Annotated in this window: 11 protein-coding genes; 8 read left to right on the top strand and 3 right to left on the bottom strand. The window is 70.8% G+C overall.

The genetic code is table 11. From position 1 onward, the window contains the following. Positions 1 to 468: 468 nt before the first annotated feature. From ACGFSH_RS15920 to ACGFSH_RS15900, 5 genes are all read left to right on the top strand, one after another. A complete protein-coding gene (locus ACGFSH_RS15920; protein WP_393348796.1) occupies positions 469 to 2,061 on the top strand; it encodes an arabinofuranosidase catalytic domain-containing protein in 1,593 nt (530 codons plus the stop codon). A gap of 115 nt (positions 2,062 to 2,176) precedes the next feature. Then, positions 2,177 to 3,337 carry a ricin-type beta-trefoil lectin domain protein gene (locus ACGFSH_RS15915; RefSeq protein ID WP_393348794.1) on the top strand — a complete coding sequence of 387 codons (1,161 nt, stop codon included), beginning with the start codon at positions 2,177 to 2,179 and terminating at the stop codon, positions 3,335 to 3,337. Positions 3,338 to 3,828: 491 nt separating this feature from the next. Then, positions 3,829 to 5,172 (top strand): ricin-type beta-trefoil lectin domain protein, encoded by a 1,344-nt coding sequence (locus tag ACGFSH_RS15910; RefSeq protein ID WP_393348792.1) that lies wholly within the window; start codon positions 3,829 to 3,831, stop codon positions 5,170 to 5,172. Between the two features lie 380 nt (positions 5,173 to 5,552). Continuing rightward, the gene (locus ACGFSH_RS15905; protein WP_393348791.1) at positions 5,553 to 5,756 is read left to right on the top strand and encodes a cold-shock protein; all 204 of its coding nucleotides are present in this window, start codon (positions 5,553 to 5,555) and stop codon (positions 5,754 to 5,756) included. A 170-nt stretch (positions 5,757 to 5,926) separates the two neighbouring features. After that, positions 5,927 to 6,253 (top strand): SCO5918 family protein, encoded by a 327-nt coding sequence (locus tag ACGFSH_RS15900; protein WP_393348789.1) that lies wholly within the window; start codon positions 5,927 to 5,929, stop codon positions 6,251 to 6,253. Positions 6,254 to 6,366: 113 nt separating this feature from the next. Here ACGFSH_RS15900 and ACGFSH_RS15895 read toward each other — a convergent pair whose 3' ends face one another. Further along, positions 6,367 to 8,052: a ribonuclease J gene (locus ACGFSH_RS15895; protein WP_393348787.1), complete on the bottom strand. Its 1,686-nt coding sequence runs from the start codon at positions 8,050 to 8,052 to the stop codon at positions 6,367 to 6,369. Positions 8,053 to 8,319: 267 nt separating this feature from the next. On the opposite strand from ACGFSH_RS15895, the gene ACGFSH_RS15890 reads away from it, so the two are divergent. Further along, positions 8,320 to 10,233 carry an ABC transporter ATP-binding protein gene (locus tag ACGFSH_RS15890; RefSeq protein WP_393348786.1) on the top strand — a complete coding sequence of 638 codons (1,914 nt, stop codon included), beginning with the start codon at positions 8,320 to 8,322 and terminating at the stop codon, positions 10,231 to 10,233. A 149-nt stretch (positions 10,234 to 10,382) separates the two neighbouring features. Here ACGFSH_RS15890 and ACGFSH_RS15885 read toward each other — a convergent pair whose 3' ends face one another. Further along, complete coding sequence (locus ACGFSH_RS15885; protein ID WP_393348784.1) at positions 10,383 to 11,381, bottom strand: PaaX family transcriptional regulator C-terminal domain-containing protein; 999 nt, start codon at positions 11,379 to 11,381, stop codon at positions 10,383 to 10,385. Between the two features lie 225 nt (positions 11,382 to 11,606). Here ACGFSH_RS15885 and ACGFSH_RS15880 point away from each other — a divergent pair, with 225 nt between their 5' ends. Then, positions 11,607 to 12,104 carry a pyridoxamine 5'-phosphate oxidase family protein gene (locus ACGFSH_RS15880; protein ID WP_393348782.1) on the top strand — a complete coding sequence of 166 codons (498 nt, stop codon included), beginning with the start codon at positions 11,607 to 11,609 and terminating at the stop codon, positions 12,102 to 12,104. A gap of 153 nt (positions 12,105 to 12,257) precedes the next feature. Here ACGFSH_RS15880 and ACGFSH_RS15875 read toward each other — a convergent pair whose 3' ends face one another. Beyond that, positions 12,258 to 13,724, bottom strand: coding sequence for a non-reducing end alpha-L-arabinofuranosidase family hydrolase (locus tag ACGFSH_RS15875; protein ID WP_393348781.1), 1,467 nt, complete (start codon positions 13,722 to 13,724; stop codon positions 12,258 to 12,260). A gap of 584 nt (positions 13,725 to 14,308) precedes the next feature. On the opposite strand from ACGFSH_RS15875, the gene ACGFSH_RS15870 reads away from it, so the two are divergent. Then, positions 14,309 to 15,745, top strand: coding sequence for an endo-1,4-beta-xylanase (locus ACGFSH_RS15870; RefSeq protein WP_393348779.1), 1,437 nt, complete (start codon positions 14,309 to 14,311; stop codon positions 15,743 to 15,745). The last annotated feature ends 318 nt before the right edge of the window (positions 15,746 to 16,063 follow it).

The raw sequence follows: 16,063 nt of genomic DNA, 5'->3' as shown, positions 1-16,063 counted from the left end.
GCGGGCGGTAGTGGCGCGGCGCCGCGGACCGGACGGCCGCCGTGCCGTGCCGGACCGGGCCGGCGCCCGCCCGGCCGGCGGTGCGCCGGGCGAGCCCCTGGCCGCGCCCCAGCTCACCGGCCTGACGGACGGTCACCCTCTGGCTCCGGGCGGGCCGCCCAAGACGCCTCCGAACCCGGCCGCTGCCGCCGGCGGGCGAGGATTCGTGCCCGTCCACCCGCCCCACAGGGGGTGTTGTCCGAGGGGTCGAACCGGCCTGCGACGGCGGAATCCAGCCGTCGAACCGATTCCGCGACAACGTTCCCCGCGGAAGCCTCCACACCCTTGACAGCGCGGGGCGCCCGGAGCACCGTCTCCCCCCGGACGTCTCCGCAATCCCCCTGTGAACACGGCGCCTTCCAGCGCCTCCGGTCTGTCTGCGCCACCGACGCGTTCCGATCGCGTCGGCCGGCCCGGGAGGGAGATCAGATGGGCACCACGCGTACCCGACGCCGCCCGCCGTCCCCGAGCGGGGGCGCGCGCCGGCTGATCGCTGCGTCACGACGCCGTGGCGGCACCGACGACGCGCCCGGCCGGACCCCCGCCTCGCGGCCGGCCCGCCCGCCCGGCTCCCGGCGCCGGGCGCTCGCCCGCGCCGGAGCGGCCGCCGTGCTCGTCGTCGGCGCGCTGGCCGGCGCCACGGCCACGGCGGCCACGGCCGCCGACTCGTCCCGGCCCTGCGACCTCTACGCGGCGGGCGGTACGCCGTGTGTGGCCGCGCACAGCACGACGCGCGCGTTGTACGCCTCCTACAACGGGCCGCTCTACCAGGTCCGGCGCGCCTCGGACCACACCACCCGCGACATCGGCCTCCTCAGCGCCGGCGGATACGCCGACGCCGCCGCCCAGGACTCGTTCTGCGCGGGAACGACCTGTCTGATCACGACCGTCTACGACCAGTCGGGCCGAGGCAACCACCTCACCCAGGCGCCGGGCGGCGGCGCCGCGGGCGGCCCCGACAACCTCGCCGACGCGACCGCCGCGCCGACCACGGTGGGCGGTCACAGGGCGTACGGCGTCTTCGTGGCCCCCGGCACGGGCTACCGCGACAACCACACCAACGGCGTCGCGACCGGGGACAGCCCCGAGGGCATGTACGCGATCTTCGACGGCACGCACTACAACGGCGGCTGCTGCTTCGACTACGGCAACGCCGAGACGGACAGCCGCGACGACGGCAACGGCACCATGGAGGCCATCTACTTCGGCAACATCAAGGTCTGGGGCTACGGCGCGGGCAACGGCCCCTGGATCATGGCCGACCTGGAGAACGGCCTCTTCTCCGGGGTGAACCAGCACTACAACGCCAACGACCCGTCCATCAGCCACCGTTACACGACCGCCGTGGTCAAGGGCGGCCCGAACCACTGGGCGATCCGCGGCGGCAACGCGCAGTCCGGCGCGCTGTCCACCTTCTACGACGGACCACGCCCGAACGTGTCCGGCTACAACCCGATGCGCAAGCAGGGAGCCATCATCCTGGGCATCGGCGGCGACAACAGCAAGGGCGCCCAAGGCACCTTCTACGAAGGCGTCATGACCTCGGGCTACCCGTCGGACGCCACCGAGAACGCGGTGCAGGCCGACATCACCGCCGTCGGCTACGGCGCCTCCACCGGCGGCACGGGCACCGGCGCTCTGCACGCGGTCGGCGCCGGCAAGTGCCTGGACGTGCCGAACTCGTCCACCACGCCCGGCGTCCAGCTCCAGATCCGGGACTGCACCGGCGCCGCCAACCAGCGCTGGACCCGCACATCCTCCGACCAGCTGACCCTCTACACCGGCAGCAGCCGGATGTGCCTGGACGCGTACGGCAACCAGACCTCCCCCGGAACCAAGGTGGTGACCTGGCCGTGCGGCGGCGGCGCCAACCAGCAGTGGCGGGTGAACTCCGACGGCACCGTCACCGGCGTCCAGTCCGGGCTCTGCCTCGACGTCACCGGCGCCTCCACGGCGGGCGGCGCGCCGGCCGAACTCTGGTCGTGCAACGGCCGGTCCAACCAGCAGTGGAGTCTCGGCTGACGCCCTCCACGAACCTCGAACGACTCCGAGCACCCGAACGCCCCGGCCCGTGACCGGCCCGCCCGGCTCACGGGCCGTTCGACGCACCCACTGTCCCCCACCGGTGAGGAACCCCATGAAGTCGAGGACCACGCGCCCGGCACTCCTGGCCGCGGCGCTGACGACCGCGCTCGGATTCGGCGGCGCACTGCCCGCGGCCGCCGGCACCGGCGGCGAGTCACCGCCCGCCGCCCCGCCCTTTGCCGAGCGGACCGCGGCAGCGCCGACCGCCCTGCGGCTGATGCCGCTGGGCGACTCGATCACCTGGGGGGTCGGAAGCCCGTCCGGGAACAGTTACCGGGACTTCCTCGGAACTCGGCTGGCGGCTGACGGACACGCCCTGGACTTCGTCGGCTCGGGCCGCAACGGCACCATGTCCGACCCCGACAACGAGGGCCATTCGGGCTGGCGGATCGACCAGATCGACGGCATCGCGGACTCCGTGCTGGCCCGTCACCGCCCGAACGTAGTCACCCTGGAGATCGGCACCAACGACCTCAACGGCAACTACCAGGTCTCCACCGCCCCGGACCGGCTCCGTTCGCTCATCGACCGGATCACCCGTGACGTCCCCGGCGTGACCGTCCTCGTCGGCACCGTCATCGTCTCCACCAGCGCCACCGAGGAGGCCCACCGGGCCGGCTTCAACTCCACGCTCCCCGGGATCGTCCAGGCCCAGCAGGCCGCCGGCAGGCATGTGCGCCTGGTCGACATGAGCGCGCTGACCGCCGCGGACCTGTCCGACTCCCTGCATCCCAACGACAACGGCTTCCGCAAGATGGCGGACGCGTTCAGCGCCGGCGTCCGGGCCGCGGACGCGGCGGGCTGGATCGAGCCGCCGGCCTCCGCGGGCGGACAGGTGCGCTCGGGGATCGCGGGGAAGTGCCTCGACGTCAAGGGCGGCGTCGGCGCGAACGGGACCGCCGCGGACATCTGGACGTGCAACGGCTCCACCGGACAGCAGTGGTCCGCACGCTCCGACGGCACCCTGCGGGCCCTCGGCAAGTGCCTCGACGCGGCGGGGCTCGGCACGGCCAACGGCACCAAGGTCCAGGTCTGGGACTGCAGCGGCGGCGCGAACCAGAAATGGCAGTCCTTCAACGGTGGTTACCGCAATCCCGCCTCCGGGCGCTGCCTCGACGACCCAGGCGCGTCCAGCGCCGACGGCACCCAACTGGTCCTGTGGGACTGCAACGGCCGCGCCAACCAGCAGTGGACCTCTCTGCCCGTCACCTGATGCCCCCGATGAGGTGACGGGGAACGCCCCTGCCCGGCCCTGCCCTGCCCTGCCCTGCTCCGGTCCGCCCCGGCCGAGGGCGAACCCTCCGCGCCCGCGACGCCGGCCGTCGCGGACGCGGCTCTCGGCATGCCCCGCCGCGGTGCTCTGACCAGGGGAAACATGGGACGGCTCGGTTTCTGACGGGGCGTGACATGTGTATTGACAGCGCGCCCGGCGCATGGGATCACTGACGACATGGGATGTCTGAGCGCCCCCCGGGGGCGCTCTCCGCGAGCGCTCTCGGTGAGTGCTCTCGGACACGCGGCGGATCCGGCCGCCGACGCAAGAACCCACCGTGACCGTTCGCAGGTCCCGAAGTGCCGCGCAGCGCGCGCACGTTCACCACGAGCGCGGACACGGGATCACCGACCACGGATCACCGATGACCACGCATCGATGACCGAACACCGATGACCGATCAACGATCACCGATCACGGAAGAAGGCTGCATGAAACACAAACCGTTCTTACTGTCCCTCGTGGCCGCGCTCCTCCTCGTGCTGACGGCCGCGGGCAGCTCGTCCGGCAGCGGACTCGGCCCCGGTACGCGTACGCCGGCCGCCACGACCGCCGCCGCCGCGGCGAGCGCCGGCTGCGGCAAGGCTCCGGCGCTGACGAGCGGCGCCCACACGATCCAGAGCGGCGGCCAGAACCGCAGTTACCTCCTGCGGGTGCCGTCCGGCTACGACAGCAACCGCCCTTACCGGCTGGTCTTCGGCTTCCACTGGCGCGGTGGCACGGCGGGCGACGTCGACTCGGGCGGAACGGACGGCTACAACTGGTCCTACTACGGCCTGCGCCGCCTGGCCGACGCCGCCAACAACGGGACGATCTTCGTCGCCCCCCAGGGCAACGGCAACGGCTGGGCCAACCCCGGCGGCCAGGACATCGCCTTCGTGGACGCCCTGGTCGGCCAGATCGAGTCGGGCCTGTGCGTCGACACCACCCAGCTGTTCTCCGCGGGCTTCAGCTACGGCGGCGCGATGTCGTACGCCCTCGCCTGCTCCCGGGCGACGGTCTTCCGCGCGGTCGCGGTCTACTCCGGCGCCAACCTCAGCGGGTGCAACGGCGGCACCCAGCCCATCGCCTACATGGGGCTGCACGGCCTCCGCGACAACGTGCTGCCCATCTCGGCGGGACGGGAACTGCGCGACACCTTCGTCCGGGCCAACGGCTGCACGCGGCAGAACCCGCCCGAGCCGGCCAACGGAAGCCTGACCCACATCATCACCACGTACTCCGGATGCAGGTCCGGCTACCCCGTCGTGTGGGCGGCGTTCGACGGAGCGGGCCACGACCCCGGCCCCATCGACGGCTCCACCGGTGACGGCTGGCGCACCTGGACATCGGCCGCGGTGTGGCAGTTCTTCAGCCAGTTCGGCTCCAACCCGCAGCCGCCGCTCCCGTCCGGCGGCCAGGTCGTCGGCCAGGCGTCGGGACGCTGCCTCGACATCGCCAACTCCAGCACGACCGACGGCACCCAGGCGCAACTGTGGGACTGCAACGGCGGCGCCAACCAGCGGTGGACCTACACGGCCGCGAAGCAGCTCGTCGTCTACGGCGACAAGTGCCTGGGCGTCGGCTCGTCCGGAGGCGACGGCGCCCCGGCGGCGATCCGGGGCTGCGGCGGCCAGACGGACCAGCAGTGGAACGTCAATCCCGACGGCACGATCACATCGGTGCAGTCGGGGCGCTGCCTGGACGCGAGCGGTCGGGGCACCGCAAACGGGACGAAGATCCAGGTGTGGAGCTGCTCGGGCGGCGCGAACCAGGCCTGGCGCCTGGCGAGCTGACCCGACGGGGGCGGGCGCGACGGAGGCCGGGCGCGGCGGGGGCCCGTCCCCGGCTTCCTCCGGTCCGCCGTCGCCGACGGGACGTCGCGCCCCGGCGGCCGTATATCTGTCACCGCGAAGCGAGAATTCCACCGACCGGGCCCAGAGGGTTTTAGTGCTGATGAGCGGACGCGGAATTGTGTTCCGTGCACGGGCCGTTTCGGCGTGCTACTGTCGATCTCAGTTGCAGTTGTGGTTCCCGAAACTTCAAGTGCCCCACCGGAATTCCACGGTGCGGAGCGCTTTTGTATTTCCGGTCGTTTCCGGGCTGGGTGATCATTGCGGCGACACGGCGTCCGCGCAGTGCGGACGCCGATGCACTGCCCCGAAGGAGATTTGACATGGCTGCCGGTACCGTGAAGTGGTTCAACGCGGAAAAGGGCTTCGGCTTCATCGAGCAGGACGGCGGCGGCGCCGACGTGTTCGCCCACTACTCGAACATCGCGACGCAGGGCTACCGCGAGCTGCTCGAAGGCCAGAAGGTCACTTTCGACATCGCGCAGGGCCAGAAGGGCCCGACGGCCGAGAACATCGTTCCGGCCTGACGTCGCGCACACACGTAGCTGGGGCCCGCATCCTTCGGGGTGCGGGCCCCAGCTGCATGCTTTCCGCTTTTCCCGCACCGTCGTCGCCCTGCATTCCGTGCTTTCCCCTGCGGCTCACGTTGCGTGAATTGCCTGTCGGACCGCTCTTCCCTTCTCCTTTGTGAGGCCCCATGCGCTGCGTCATCGCCCGTTTCCCGTTCGAACTCACCAAGGGCGGGGTGCTGGAATCGATGAAGGGCGTCAAGCCCGAGCCGGTCAGCGGCGAATCCGTGACCATCGGCCGCCGCCACTACCCCGTCAAGCAGGTCGGCCAGGTCCTCACCGGCCAGGACCGCCGTGACTTCAGCGCCGCCGAGGTGACCCGCGCGATGGCCCAGCTCGGCTTCACCTGCCGCAGCGCCCCCGGTGCCGAGCCCGCCCCCGTGGGCGTCCTCAGCTCGCTGCAACGCGCCTCCGCGATGCTCGGCGCCCCCGCCCCCGCCTCCGCGACGGCCTGACGCACCGGCTGCCCGCGCAGCGCCGGCTGCCCCCGACGGCCGTCGCCACGACGCCCCCGCAACCGTGAACGGTTCCGGGGGCGTCGTCCGCTGTGCCGCTGTGCGGCCGTGTCTCAGGCGTCGATGATGACGGGGATGATGAGGGGCTTGCGGCGGTACGTGCGGAACGCCCAGTTCGCCACGGCGCGGGCGACGAGCTGTTCCAGCTGGCGTGCGTCTCCGACGCCCTCCTCGGCCGCGGTGGCCAGCGTCTTCTCGATGACGGGGATGACGGGCTCGAAGGTGGCCTCGTCGTGGACGAAGCCCCGGGCCAGGAAGTCGGGGGCCTCGGCGAGCGCGCCGGTGTCCGCGTCGACGATCGCCACCACCGTGACCACGCCCTCGGCTGCGAGCGTGAGACGGTCCTTCAAAGAGGCCTCGGTTGCTCCGCCGACCTCCATGCCGTCCACGTAGACGTTGCCGGCGGGGACCTTGCCGGTGATGGACGCCTTCCCGCCCACGAGGTCGACGACGACGCCGTCCTCGGCGATGACGACCCGCTCGGGGGCGACACCCGTACGGATGGCGAGATCGCCGTTGGCCCGCAGATGACGCCATTCGCCGTGCACCGGCATCACGTTGCGCGGCTTGACGATGTTGTAGCAGTAGACGAGTTCGCCGGCGCTGGCGTGACCGGAGACGTGCACCTTGGCGTTGCCCTTGTGCACCACATGGGCGCCCCATCGGGTGAGCCCGTTGATCACGCGGTAGATGGCGTTCTCGTTGCCCGGGATGAGGGAGCTGGCGAGCAGGACCGTGTCGCCCTTGCCGATGCGGATGACGTGGTCGCGGTTGGCCATCCGCGACAGCGCCGCCATCGGCTCGCCCTGGGACCCGGTGCACACCAGAGTGATCTTGTGGTCCGGGAGCTTCTCCAGCTCCTTGGTGCTCACCACCAGGCCGGACGGAACCTTGAGATAGCCCAGGTCACGGGCGATGCCCATGTTGCGGACCATCGACCTGCCCACGAAGGCGACCTTGCGGCCGTGCTGGTGGGCGGCGTCCAGCACCTGCTGGATGCGGTGCACATGGCTGGCGAAACTGGAGACGATGACCCGCCGCGGCGCGGTGCGCATCACCTGCTCGATCGCCGGGTTCAGCTCCCGCTCCGACGTGGTGAAGCCGGGCACCTCGGCGTTGGTCGAGTCGGTGAGGAAGAGGTCCACGCCCTCCTCGCCCAGCCGGGCGAAGGCGCGCAGGTCCGTGATGCGGTCGTCGAGAGGGAACTGGTCCATCTTGAAGTCGCCGGTGTGCAGCACCATCCCGGCGCCGGTGCGGATCGCGACCGCGAGGCTGTCCGGAATGGAGTGGTTGACCGCCACGAACTCGCAGTCGAAGGGGCCGAAGCGCCGCCGGTCGCCCTCCCGCACCCGTACCGTGCGGGGGCGGATGCCGTGCTCCTTGAGCTTGGCCTCCAGGAACGCCAGCGTCAGCTTGGAACCGACCACGGGGATGTCGCGCCGCTCGCGCAGCAGGTACGGCACGCCACCGATGTGGTCCTCGTGGCCATGGGTGAGGACGATGCCCACGATGTCGTCCAGCCGGTCCCGGATCGAGGTGAAGTCCGGCAGGATCACGTCCACGCCGGGCTGGGTCTCCTCGGGAAACAGCACGCCGCAGTCGACGATGAGCAGTTTGCCGGCGTACTCGAAGACGGTCATGTTGCGGCCGATCTCACCCAGGCCGCCCAGGGCGATGACCCGCAGCCCTCCTTCGGGAAGGGGAGGGGCGGCTTTCAGTTCGGGGTGCGGATGACTCATACCCTGACGTTACCCGGAGTGCGGGACGGAGTGATCCATTGCCCCGCCTTCCACGACCCGCCCGACGGCCGGCCGGGGGAGGAACCCGGGCGTCCCGGTCCTCCGCCTGCGCCCGGCGCCGGCGTGATCCCCTCCTGGTCGATCCGTATACGTCCACTGCGTCCCCTTGAGCGCGACGGTGTCCGGTTATCGCCGGTCCGCCGTAAATGCGTGGACCTGGAGCCCCCGCGAACGGGACACTTCCGACTTCCGACCTCCGGGAGTGTGATGGGCACCACAGGAAAGCCAGGACCGACGCCGGACAGGAGCGCGGTGCTTCTGGCACTGCGCCACTACGGCCGCGAACTGCTGCGACTACGCCGGCTGGCGCTGCCCGCGCTGCTGCTGCCGGCCCTGGGCAACATCGGCATCCGCTACATCGCCCCTCTTCTGATCGCCAAACTGGCAGGTCAGGCCGCCGACGCGGGCGGTCTCACCCTCGGCACGGCACTGCCCTACGTGCTGGGCTTCGGTGCGACGCTGCTGCTCGCCGAAGCCGTGTGGCGGGTCGGGCAGCACTGCCTGAACCGCGTGGACGCCCTCGGCATGGAACACCTCTACGTGAGCGGCATGGACGAACTCCTCGCCAAGGACGCCGCCTTCTTCCACGACAACTTCGCCGGATCCCTCACCAAACGAGTGCTGAGCTTCGGCAAGCGCTTCGAGGACTTCGTCGACACGGTGACGTACCGGATCGTCGGCAGCCTCGTCCCGCTGGTGTTCGGCGCCGTCGTGCTGTGGAGCTACGAGCCCATGCTCGTCGTCGGCCTCCTGACGATGATCGCGCTGACCGTGCTGGCGGCGACGCCCCTGATCCGCCGTCGGCAGAGGCTCGTCAACGAGCGCGAGGCGGCGATCGCCCGGGTCTCCGGTCACGTCGCCGACAGCCTCGTCAACATGGAGACCATCCGCGCGTTCGCCGCCGAGGACCGCGAGGCCGACGAGCACCGCCGCCGCGTGGCGGACTCCCGGCGCCTGACGCTGACCTCGTGGGACTACGGCAATCTGCGCGTCGACACCCTGATCGCTCCCATGTCCGTGCTGACCAACGTGCTCGGTCTGCTGGTCGCCGTCGTCCTCGGCGGCCCGGGCCAGGGGGTGGAGGAGGTCGTCGTCGCGTTCACCTACTACTCCAACGCGACCCAGATCATGTTCGAGTTCAACCAGATCTACCGGCGGCTGGAAAGCTCGATGACCGAGGCGGCACAGTTCACCGAGCTGCTGCTCGACCCGCCCACCGTGCTCGACCCGGACGAACCCGAACCCCTCGCGCCGCGGGACACCGGCGTCCGCTTCGACGCGGTGACCTTCGCCCACGCGGGTGCCGAACCGATCTTCCTGGGGCTCGACCTGGACGTGCCCGCGGGCGCGCGCGTCGGCCTGGTGGGCAGGTCGGGCGGCGGCAAGACCACGCTCACCCGGCTCCTGCTGCGGATGTCGGACATCGACGGCGGACGCATCCTGATCGGCGGCCAGGACATCAGCCGGCTGCGCCAGAGCGACCTGCGCTCACTGATCGCCTACGTCCCGCAGGAACCCGCCATGTTCCACCGCAGCCTGCGCGACAACATCGCCTTCGCCCGGCCCGGCGCCACGGACGAGGAGATCCACGCCGCGGCGGCCGCCGCACACGTCTCGGAGTTCGCCGGCCGGCTCCCCGACGGCTTCGGCACACTGGTGGGCGAGCGGGGGGTGAAACTCTCCGGCGGCCAGCGCCAGCGCGTCGCCCTGGCCAGGGCCATCCTGCGGGACGCCCCGATCCTGCTGCTCGACGAGGCGACCAGCGCGCTGGACTCGGAGAGCGAACTCCTCGTCCAGGACGCCCTGTGGCGGCTGATGGACGGCCGTACAGCCCTCGTGGTCGCCCACCGGCTGAGCACGGTCGCCGGAATGGACCGCCTCGTCGTCCTCGACCACGGGCGGGTCGTCGAACAGGGCACGCACGAGGAACTGCTCGACGCCGACGGGGCCTACGCCAGACTGTGGCAGCACCAGTCGGGCGGCTTCCTCGGCGAGAGCACCCCGCAGCCTGCCGGGCCCCCGGCCCCGCAAGCCCGCCCCGGCGCACTGCCCGGACCCCCGCCCCGGATCCCGCACGACGACCGGCAGACGTCGTCGCCCGCCCGCACGGGCCCGTCGTGACGGCCCCCTGAACCACCCCGCAGCCGCCCGCCCCCGGGGCACCCGGTCCCGGGAGGTTGCGGGCAGCGGCCGTGCCGCCCGCCCTTGCCTCGGCTCCGGCTCGCTATCGGGGCGGCCCCCTCGGCCGGGGGCGGGCGGCGGGGCGGTCGTCAGCCGTCGTCGACGCCCGTGCTCATGCCGGCGATCGTGTGGGCCCTGATGTCGGGGTGCGGTCCCTCCGAGAGCCGTCCCGCCACGGCGCGCACGTGGTCCTGGGCGGGCTGGGCCAGGCCGTCGTACACCGCGACGCAGACCTCACGCGCCTGCGACCGCGGCCAGTCGGGCGGCAGCAGCCCGATCGGGAGCAACGGGTCCAGGATGGGGAAGTGCCGGTAGGCGTGCATCACCTCGGTGCGTGCGCGCACCGCTTCGGCCCCGGTGACGTCCCCGGCCTCGATGCGGGGAAGCAGACTGCTCCACCGGCTGACGAACGTCCGGTAGTGCCCGGCGATGCCGGAGAGGTCCCACGCCTCGACCGGGTTTCTGTTGGCCTCCGTCTCCAGGTTCTCCTGCCGCGCGCGGAACACGCTCACCGCTCCTCGCGCCAGGTCGGCCACCTCGGTCCGCCCCTTGGGCGTCAAGGGGTGAGGCGACACCCAGACCGCGTCGTAGAGCGGCGCGAAACCCCGCCACCGCAGCGCCGTCCGCAGTGCGCGGCGCCGTGTGCTCTCCGCCTCCGGAACGGAGAAGGCGATCAGGGTCCACCAGCCGTCCCACGCGTCGGGCCGGGTGGTGAACGCGGCGATCGAACTGCCGCCGCTCCACAGATCCTCGGCGGCCAGCGACGTCAGCCGGTATGAGCTGAACCGCCCCTGCCGGCTGCCCTCCAGCACCCCACGACGCGCCAGCCTGCTGATCGTCGTACGGGCCGCGCCGGCGGCCACCCGGAACTCGCCGAGCAGCGCCACGATCGCCGCCGACGGCACCCACGCGCGGGCGGGGAAGGTGTAGTCGGCGATCAGGGTCACCGTCAGCCCCTGTGGTGACACGCTGCTCTGCCAGCCGGGGGAGCGCACCGGACCACCGGCGCCGCCCTCGTCGGAGAACAGTTCTTCCAGGTGGGACAGGTTCGGCAAGGTCAGCTCCGACACGATCGAAACGGCGTCCATCACACTAACGGCTGGACGATCACCGGAACGGGTCAACAGCGGATCGACGGCCGGCCGACACGTCGTGGCCCGCGGCCGTTCCGGGAGCCCGGCGGCAGGGGCCGCGAGAATTTCCGGATGCCGTGCGCGAGGGATGTCGAGAACGTCGGGCAGGCTCCGTCCCAGGGACACGAGCGGCCACCGACGTGCCGCCGTACGAACGACGCCGACGGAGGAACGATCACCATGCGACCCAACGAGATCGCCGAGGTCCTGAACCGCCCGCTCAGCCGCGAACTGCTGGCCCGTGACCTGACCCGGCTGGCATACGTCGCCAAGGACGGCACACCGCGCAGCATCCCGATCGCGTTCACCTGGAACGGTTCGGAGATCATCCTGTGCACCACGAAGAACGCCCCGAAGCTGCACGCGCTGCGCCGGAACCCGATGGTCGCCCTGACCATCGACACGGAGGCCCATCCGCCGAAGATCCTGCTCATCCGCGGGCGGGTCGAGCTGGACGTCGTCGACGGCATCCCGGAGGAGTACCTCCAGATGAACGGCAGTTACGAGATGACGCCCGAGCAGCGCGTCGCGTGGGAGGCCGAGGTCCGCTCGCTCTACGACGGCATGGTCCGGATCGTCGTCACCCCGACCTGGGCGAAACTCATCGACTTCGAGACCACCCTGCCCTCCGCGGTCGAGGAACTGGTGCGGCGACGGGCCGAACGGGAGCAGTCCTGACGGCGCCGCCCGCCGCGCGACCCGGGCGGGCCCGGCCTTCGGCCGAGCCCGCCCCGTCGGCCCCCCCCACCGGTACCGGACCCCGTGTCACTCCCTCGTTCCTGTCACCCCCGTCCTGTCGGTGCCGTCGTGGGGCCAGTGCGGTCAGTGCCGTCAGCGTTGCAGTGTCAGCAGACCCGGACGGTAGGGCAGGAGGCCGTAGTCCCCGCCGGAGCCGGGGCTGCGTCCCTGGTAGAGCAACTGCAGATGGCAGGGGTCGACGGTCATGGTCTGGTCGGCCCCGGCGCGGATCAGCTCGCCGTGGCTGATGTCGTTGGTCCAGGTCGCGCCGCTGTTCGCCTTGCCGGCGAAGGGGTTGCTCTCGCTCGCGGCCTGGGGGGTCCACGAACCGTTCAGGCTGGTGGCCGTGAACGAGCGGAAGTAGCGGCCCTGTGAGCCGATCGCCTCGACCATCATGAGATAGCGGTTCTGTCCCTGAAGCTTGTAGACCTGCGGGGCCTCGAACAGGTTGTTCGTCGAGTCGCTCATGACCACGGTCGAGGACGTGCCGAAGCTGCCCGGGAAGTTCCCGATCGGCATGCTCGACCGGTAGATCTTGCCGTTGTCGCCGGCGAAGAACAGGTACATGTTCGTCCCGTCGCCGATGAGCGTCTGGTCGATGGGGCCCGTTCCGGAGCCGGCGATGGTTCCGGAGAACAGCGTCTGCTGGGCCGACCAGCCGTTGGGGTTGGCGGGGTCGCTCGACGTCCGGTAGGAGAAGGCGGTCCCGCCCCACTGGTAGGTCAGCACCCAGATGTTCTTCGGCGCGAAGTAGAACAGCGTGGGCGCGACGGTGGAGGCCGACATCGTGTTCTGACCGGCCGAACCCATCTCCGACCAGTTGGTGAAGAGGCCGAAGTTCATCGATCCCCAGCGCGTCCCCGTGTCGTGCGTCGTCGCGTAGACGAGTTGCCGGCCGTTGTAGGGGGCGACGGTGAAGTCCTTGAGCGAGACCCACCCCGACTTGGGCTGCGCCAGGGCGCCCGTCGACGTCCAGCGGTACGACGACGGAAGATCGCACGCACCGGGGCTGTCGCCGCCGGCCTTGACGAGTTGCCACTGCTGGTTGGCGCCGCCCCAGTCGTCGTACTGGACGATGTTCGCGTTGTCGGCGGTGGCGCCGCCCTGCACCTCGAGGGCCTTGTTGCTGTGGCGCGAGATGAGCCGCACGTAGCCGTCCGAACTGTCGGCCAGCCGCCACTGCTGGTTGGCGCCGTTCAGATCGGCCCACTGGACGATCGAGCCGCCGTTGGCGGTGGAGAAGTTGTAGACGTCCAGGACCTTGCCCGAGAGGCGGGACTTGATGCGGTAGTAGCCGCCTCCGGCGTCGACGAACTGCCACTGCTGCTGGTTCTGGTCGTTCCGCGTCCACTGGGTGAGGCGGGCGCCGTCCTCGGTGGCCATGTTGTACACGTCGAGCGCTTTGCCGCTGTTGCGGTTGACCAGCACATACGAGGCGTCGGGGTCGACGGTCGCCGCTTCGGCGGGCTGGGCGCCGAAGAAGGCTGCCACGAGCAGCAAGGGCGACAGCAGCGCGAGTAAGCGCCTGGCCCGGACCGGGAACGGATGGCGACAGCGCATCAGATGGCCTCCTTGGGGGCGGGGGAGGTGACACCGCTGAACCGCGGGGAGGCGGCGGCACCGGGGCGGAGCGGCTGTACCGAGGCGCGGAGCGGATACACAGGACGGAGGGGCTGCCGACGAGGAAGCCGCTGCCGAAACATTCGGAAACCTCTCCGAACCTTTAACGCCACAAGCTAGGAATGCGGAGCCGTCAGGTCAAGGTCTGTCACTGATCTGTCCAAAACAGCTCTTCCCTCACCCCTCGCGGATTCGGGTCAAAGCCCCTCGTTGCAAGGGCCTCTGGCGTGGGACGGGGTGAGCGGGTGATGTCTGCCGGACGTCAGCGATTCCGAAAGATTCGGAAATTCATCGGAAACTTTCCCTGCGGCGAGTATTGACGATCCACCGTCAATCCCTCAATCATCCCTCTCTGGGTGGCCGACGGCGGTTCGATATTGCGAACCGCGTTGCCCGTAGGTCGCCTCCGACCGCTGCGGCCCGGCGCGCCCGACCCCCCGGCCCGTCCGTCCGCCGCACGGGAGCGGATGACGCATGCCGCTGCGCTTCAGTCCTTCCCTGATGTCTATCTTGGAGGCACACACATGGGCTCCTACGCCCTTCCCAGAGCCGGCGTCCGCCGGAAGATCCGCGGCCTGTTGCTGGCGCCGGCCGTCTGCGTCCTGGCCACGGTCGCCGCACTGGTCGTCCCGCCGCCGAGCGCGCACGCCGCCGAGAGCACGCTCGGCGCCGCAGCGGCGCAGAGCGGACGTTACTTCGGCACCGCCATCGCCTCGGGCAGGCTGGGCGACTCGGCCTACACGTCGATCGCGGGCCGTGAGTTCAACATGGTCACGCCCGAGAACGAGATGAAGATCGACGCCACGGAACCGCAGCGGGGCCAGTTCAACTTCTCCGGCGGCGACCGCGTCTACAACTGGGCGGTGCAGAACGGCAAGCGGGTCCGCGGGCACACCCTGGCCTGGCACTCCCAGCAGCCCGGCTGGATGCAGAGCCTCAGCGGCGGCACGCTGCGCCAGGCGATGATCGACCACATCAACGGCGTCATGGCCCACTACAAGGGCAAGATCGCCCAGTGGGACGTCGTGAACGAGGCCTTCGCCGACGGCGGTTCGGGCTCCCGGCGCGACTCCAACCTGCAGCGCACCGGCAACGACTGGATCGAGGTCGCCTTCCGCACCGCGCGCGCCGCCGACCCGGCCGCCAAGCTCTGCTACAACGACTACAACGTCGAGGACTGGACCTGGGCGAAGACCCAGGCCATGTACTCCATGGTCCGGGACTTCAAGCAGCGCGGTGTGCCGATCGACTGCGTCGGCTTCCAGTCGCACTTCAACAGCGGCAGCCCGTACAACAGCAACTTCCGCACCACCCTGCAGAACTTCGCCGCCCTCGGCGTCGACGTGGCCATCACCGAACTCGACATCCAGGGCGCGCCGGCCTCGACCTACGCCAACGTGACCAAGGACTGCCTGGCGGTGTCGCGCTGTCTCGGCATCACCGTCTGGGGTGTGCGCGACTCCGACTCCTGGCGATCGGACCAGACACCGCTGCTGTTCAACGGCAGCGGCGCCAAGAAGCCCGCCTACACCGCCGTCCTCGACGCGCTCAACGGCGGCACCACCACCACGCCCCCCACGGGTGGCGGCACGATCAAGGGCGTCGGCTCCGGCCGCTGCCTCGACGTGCCCGGCGCTGGCACGGCCGACGGCACACAGCTCCAGCTCTGGGACTGCCACAGCGGCACCAACCAGCAGTGGACGTACACCTCCGCCGGCGAACTCAGGGTCTACGGCGACAAGTGCCTCGACGCCGGCGGAACCGGTAACGGCGCCAAGGCCCAGATCTACAGCTGCTGGGGCGGCGACAACCAGAAGTGGCGCCTCAACTCCGACGGATCCATCGTCGGCGTCCAGTCCGGCCTGTGCCTCGACGCCGTCTCCAGCGGCACAGCCAACGGCACCCTCGTCCAGCTCTACTCCTGCACCAACAGCAGCAACCAACGCTGGACCCGCACCTGATACGCCCTGCCACGGCGAGGGCGGACCGAAGGCCGACCCGATGACGACGGGGACGAGCCGGACGACCTGGACGACCTGAAGTGCGGTTCCCCCCCCCCCCCCGCCACCGTGCGAACGCCCACCGGGCGGTCCCGGGCCGCCGCCCGACGCAGCGGCCCGGCGCACCCCCCACCACGAGCAGCCCGACCACCGGACCGGCCGGCCCGGGGTCGGGCAGTCCGGCGGTCGGGCAGTCCGGTGGTCGGGCCGCCCGGCGACACGGCATCGCCGGGCGGCCCGACTCGGAGCTCCTGAAGGACCAGGCTCTAGAAGAACCCG

Source organism: Streptomyces sp. NPDC048481 (assembly GCF_043200075.1).
Classification (GTDB): Bacteria; Actinomycetota; Actinomycetes; order Streptomycetales; family Streptomycetaceae; genus Streptomyces.
The sequence above is the reverse complement of the archived record's forward strand: the minus strand, read 5'-3'. Positions and strand labels throughout refer to the sequence as shown.

What these genes read in the sequence shown, in the direction of transcription:
- ACGFSH_RS15920 (WP_393348796.1), top strand. Translation starts at nt 469, where the DNA reads ATGGGCACCACGCGTACCCGACGCCGCCCGCCGTCCCCGAGCGGGGGC.
- ACGFSH_RS15915 (WP_393348794.1), top strand. Translation starts at nt 2,177, where the DNA reads ATGAAGTCGAGGACCACGCGCCCGGCACTCCTGGCCGCGGCGCTGACG.
- ACGFSH_RS15910 (WP_393348792.1), top strand. Translation starts at nt 3,829, where the DNA reads ATGAAACACAAACCGTTCTTACTGTCCCTCGTGGCCGCGCTCCTCCTC.
- ACGFSH_RS15905 (WP_393348791.1), top strand. Translation starts at nt 5,553, where the DNA reads ATGGCTGCCGGTACCGTGAAGTGGTTCAACGCGGAAAAGGGCTTCGGC.
- ACGFSH_RS15900 (WP_393348789.1), top strand. Translation starts at nt 5,927, where the DNA reads ATGCGCTGCGTCATCGCCCGTTTCCCGTTCGAACTCACCAAGGGCGGG.
- ACGFSH_RS15895 (WP_393348787.1), bottom strand. Translation starts at nt 8,052, where the DNA reads ATGAGTCATCCGCACCCCGAACTGAAAGCCGCCCCTCCCCTTCCCGAA.
- ACGFSH_RS15890 (WP_393348786.1), top strand. Translation starts at nt 8,320, where the DNA reads ATGGGCACCACAGGAAAGCCAGGACCGACGCCGGACAGGAGCGCGGTG.
- ACGFSH_RS15885 (WP_393348784.1), bottom strand. Translation starts at nt 11,381, where the DNA reads ATGGACGCCGTTTCGATCGTGTCGGAGCTGACCTTGCCGAACCTGTCC.
- ACGFSH_RS15880 (WP_393348782.1), top strand. Translation starts at nt 11,607, where the DNA reads ATGCGACCCAACGAGATCGCCGAGGTCCTGAACCGCCCGCTCAGCCGC.
- ACGFSH_RS15875 (WP_393348781.1), bottom strand. Translation starts at nt 13,724, where the DNA reads ATGCGCTGTCGCCATCCGTTCCCGGTCCGGGCCAGGCGCTTACTCGCG.
- ACGFSH_RS15870 (WP_393348779.1), top strand. Translation starts at nt 14,309, where the DNA reads ATGGGCTCCTACGCCCTTCCCAGAGCCGGCGTCCGCCGGAAGATCCGC.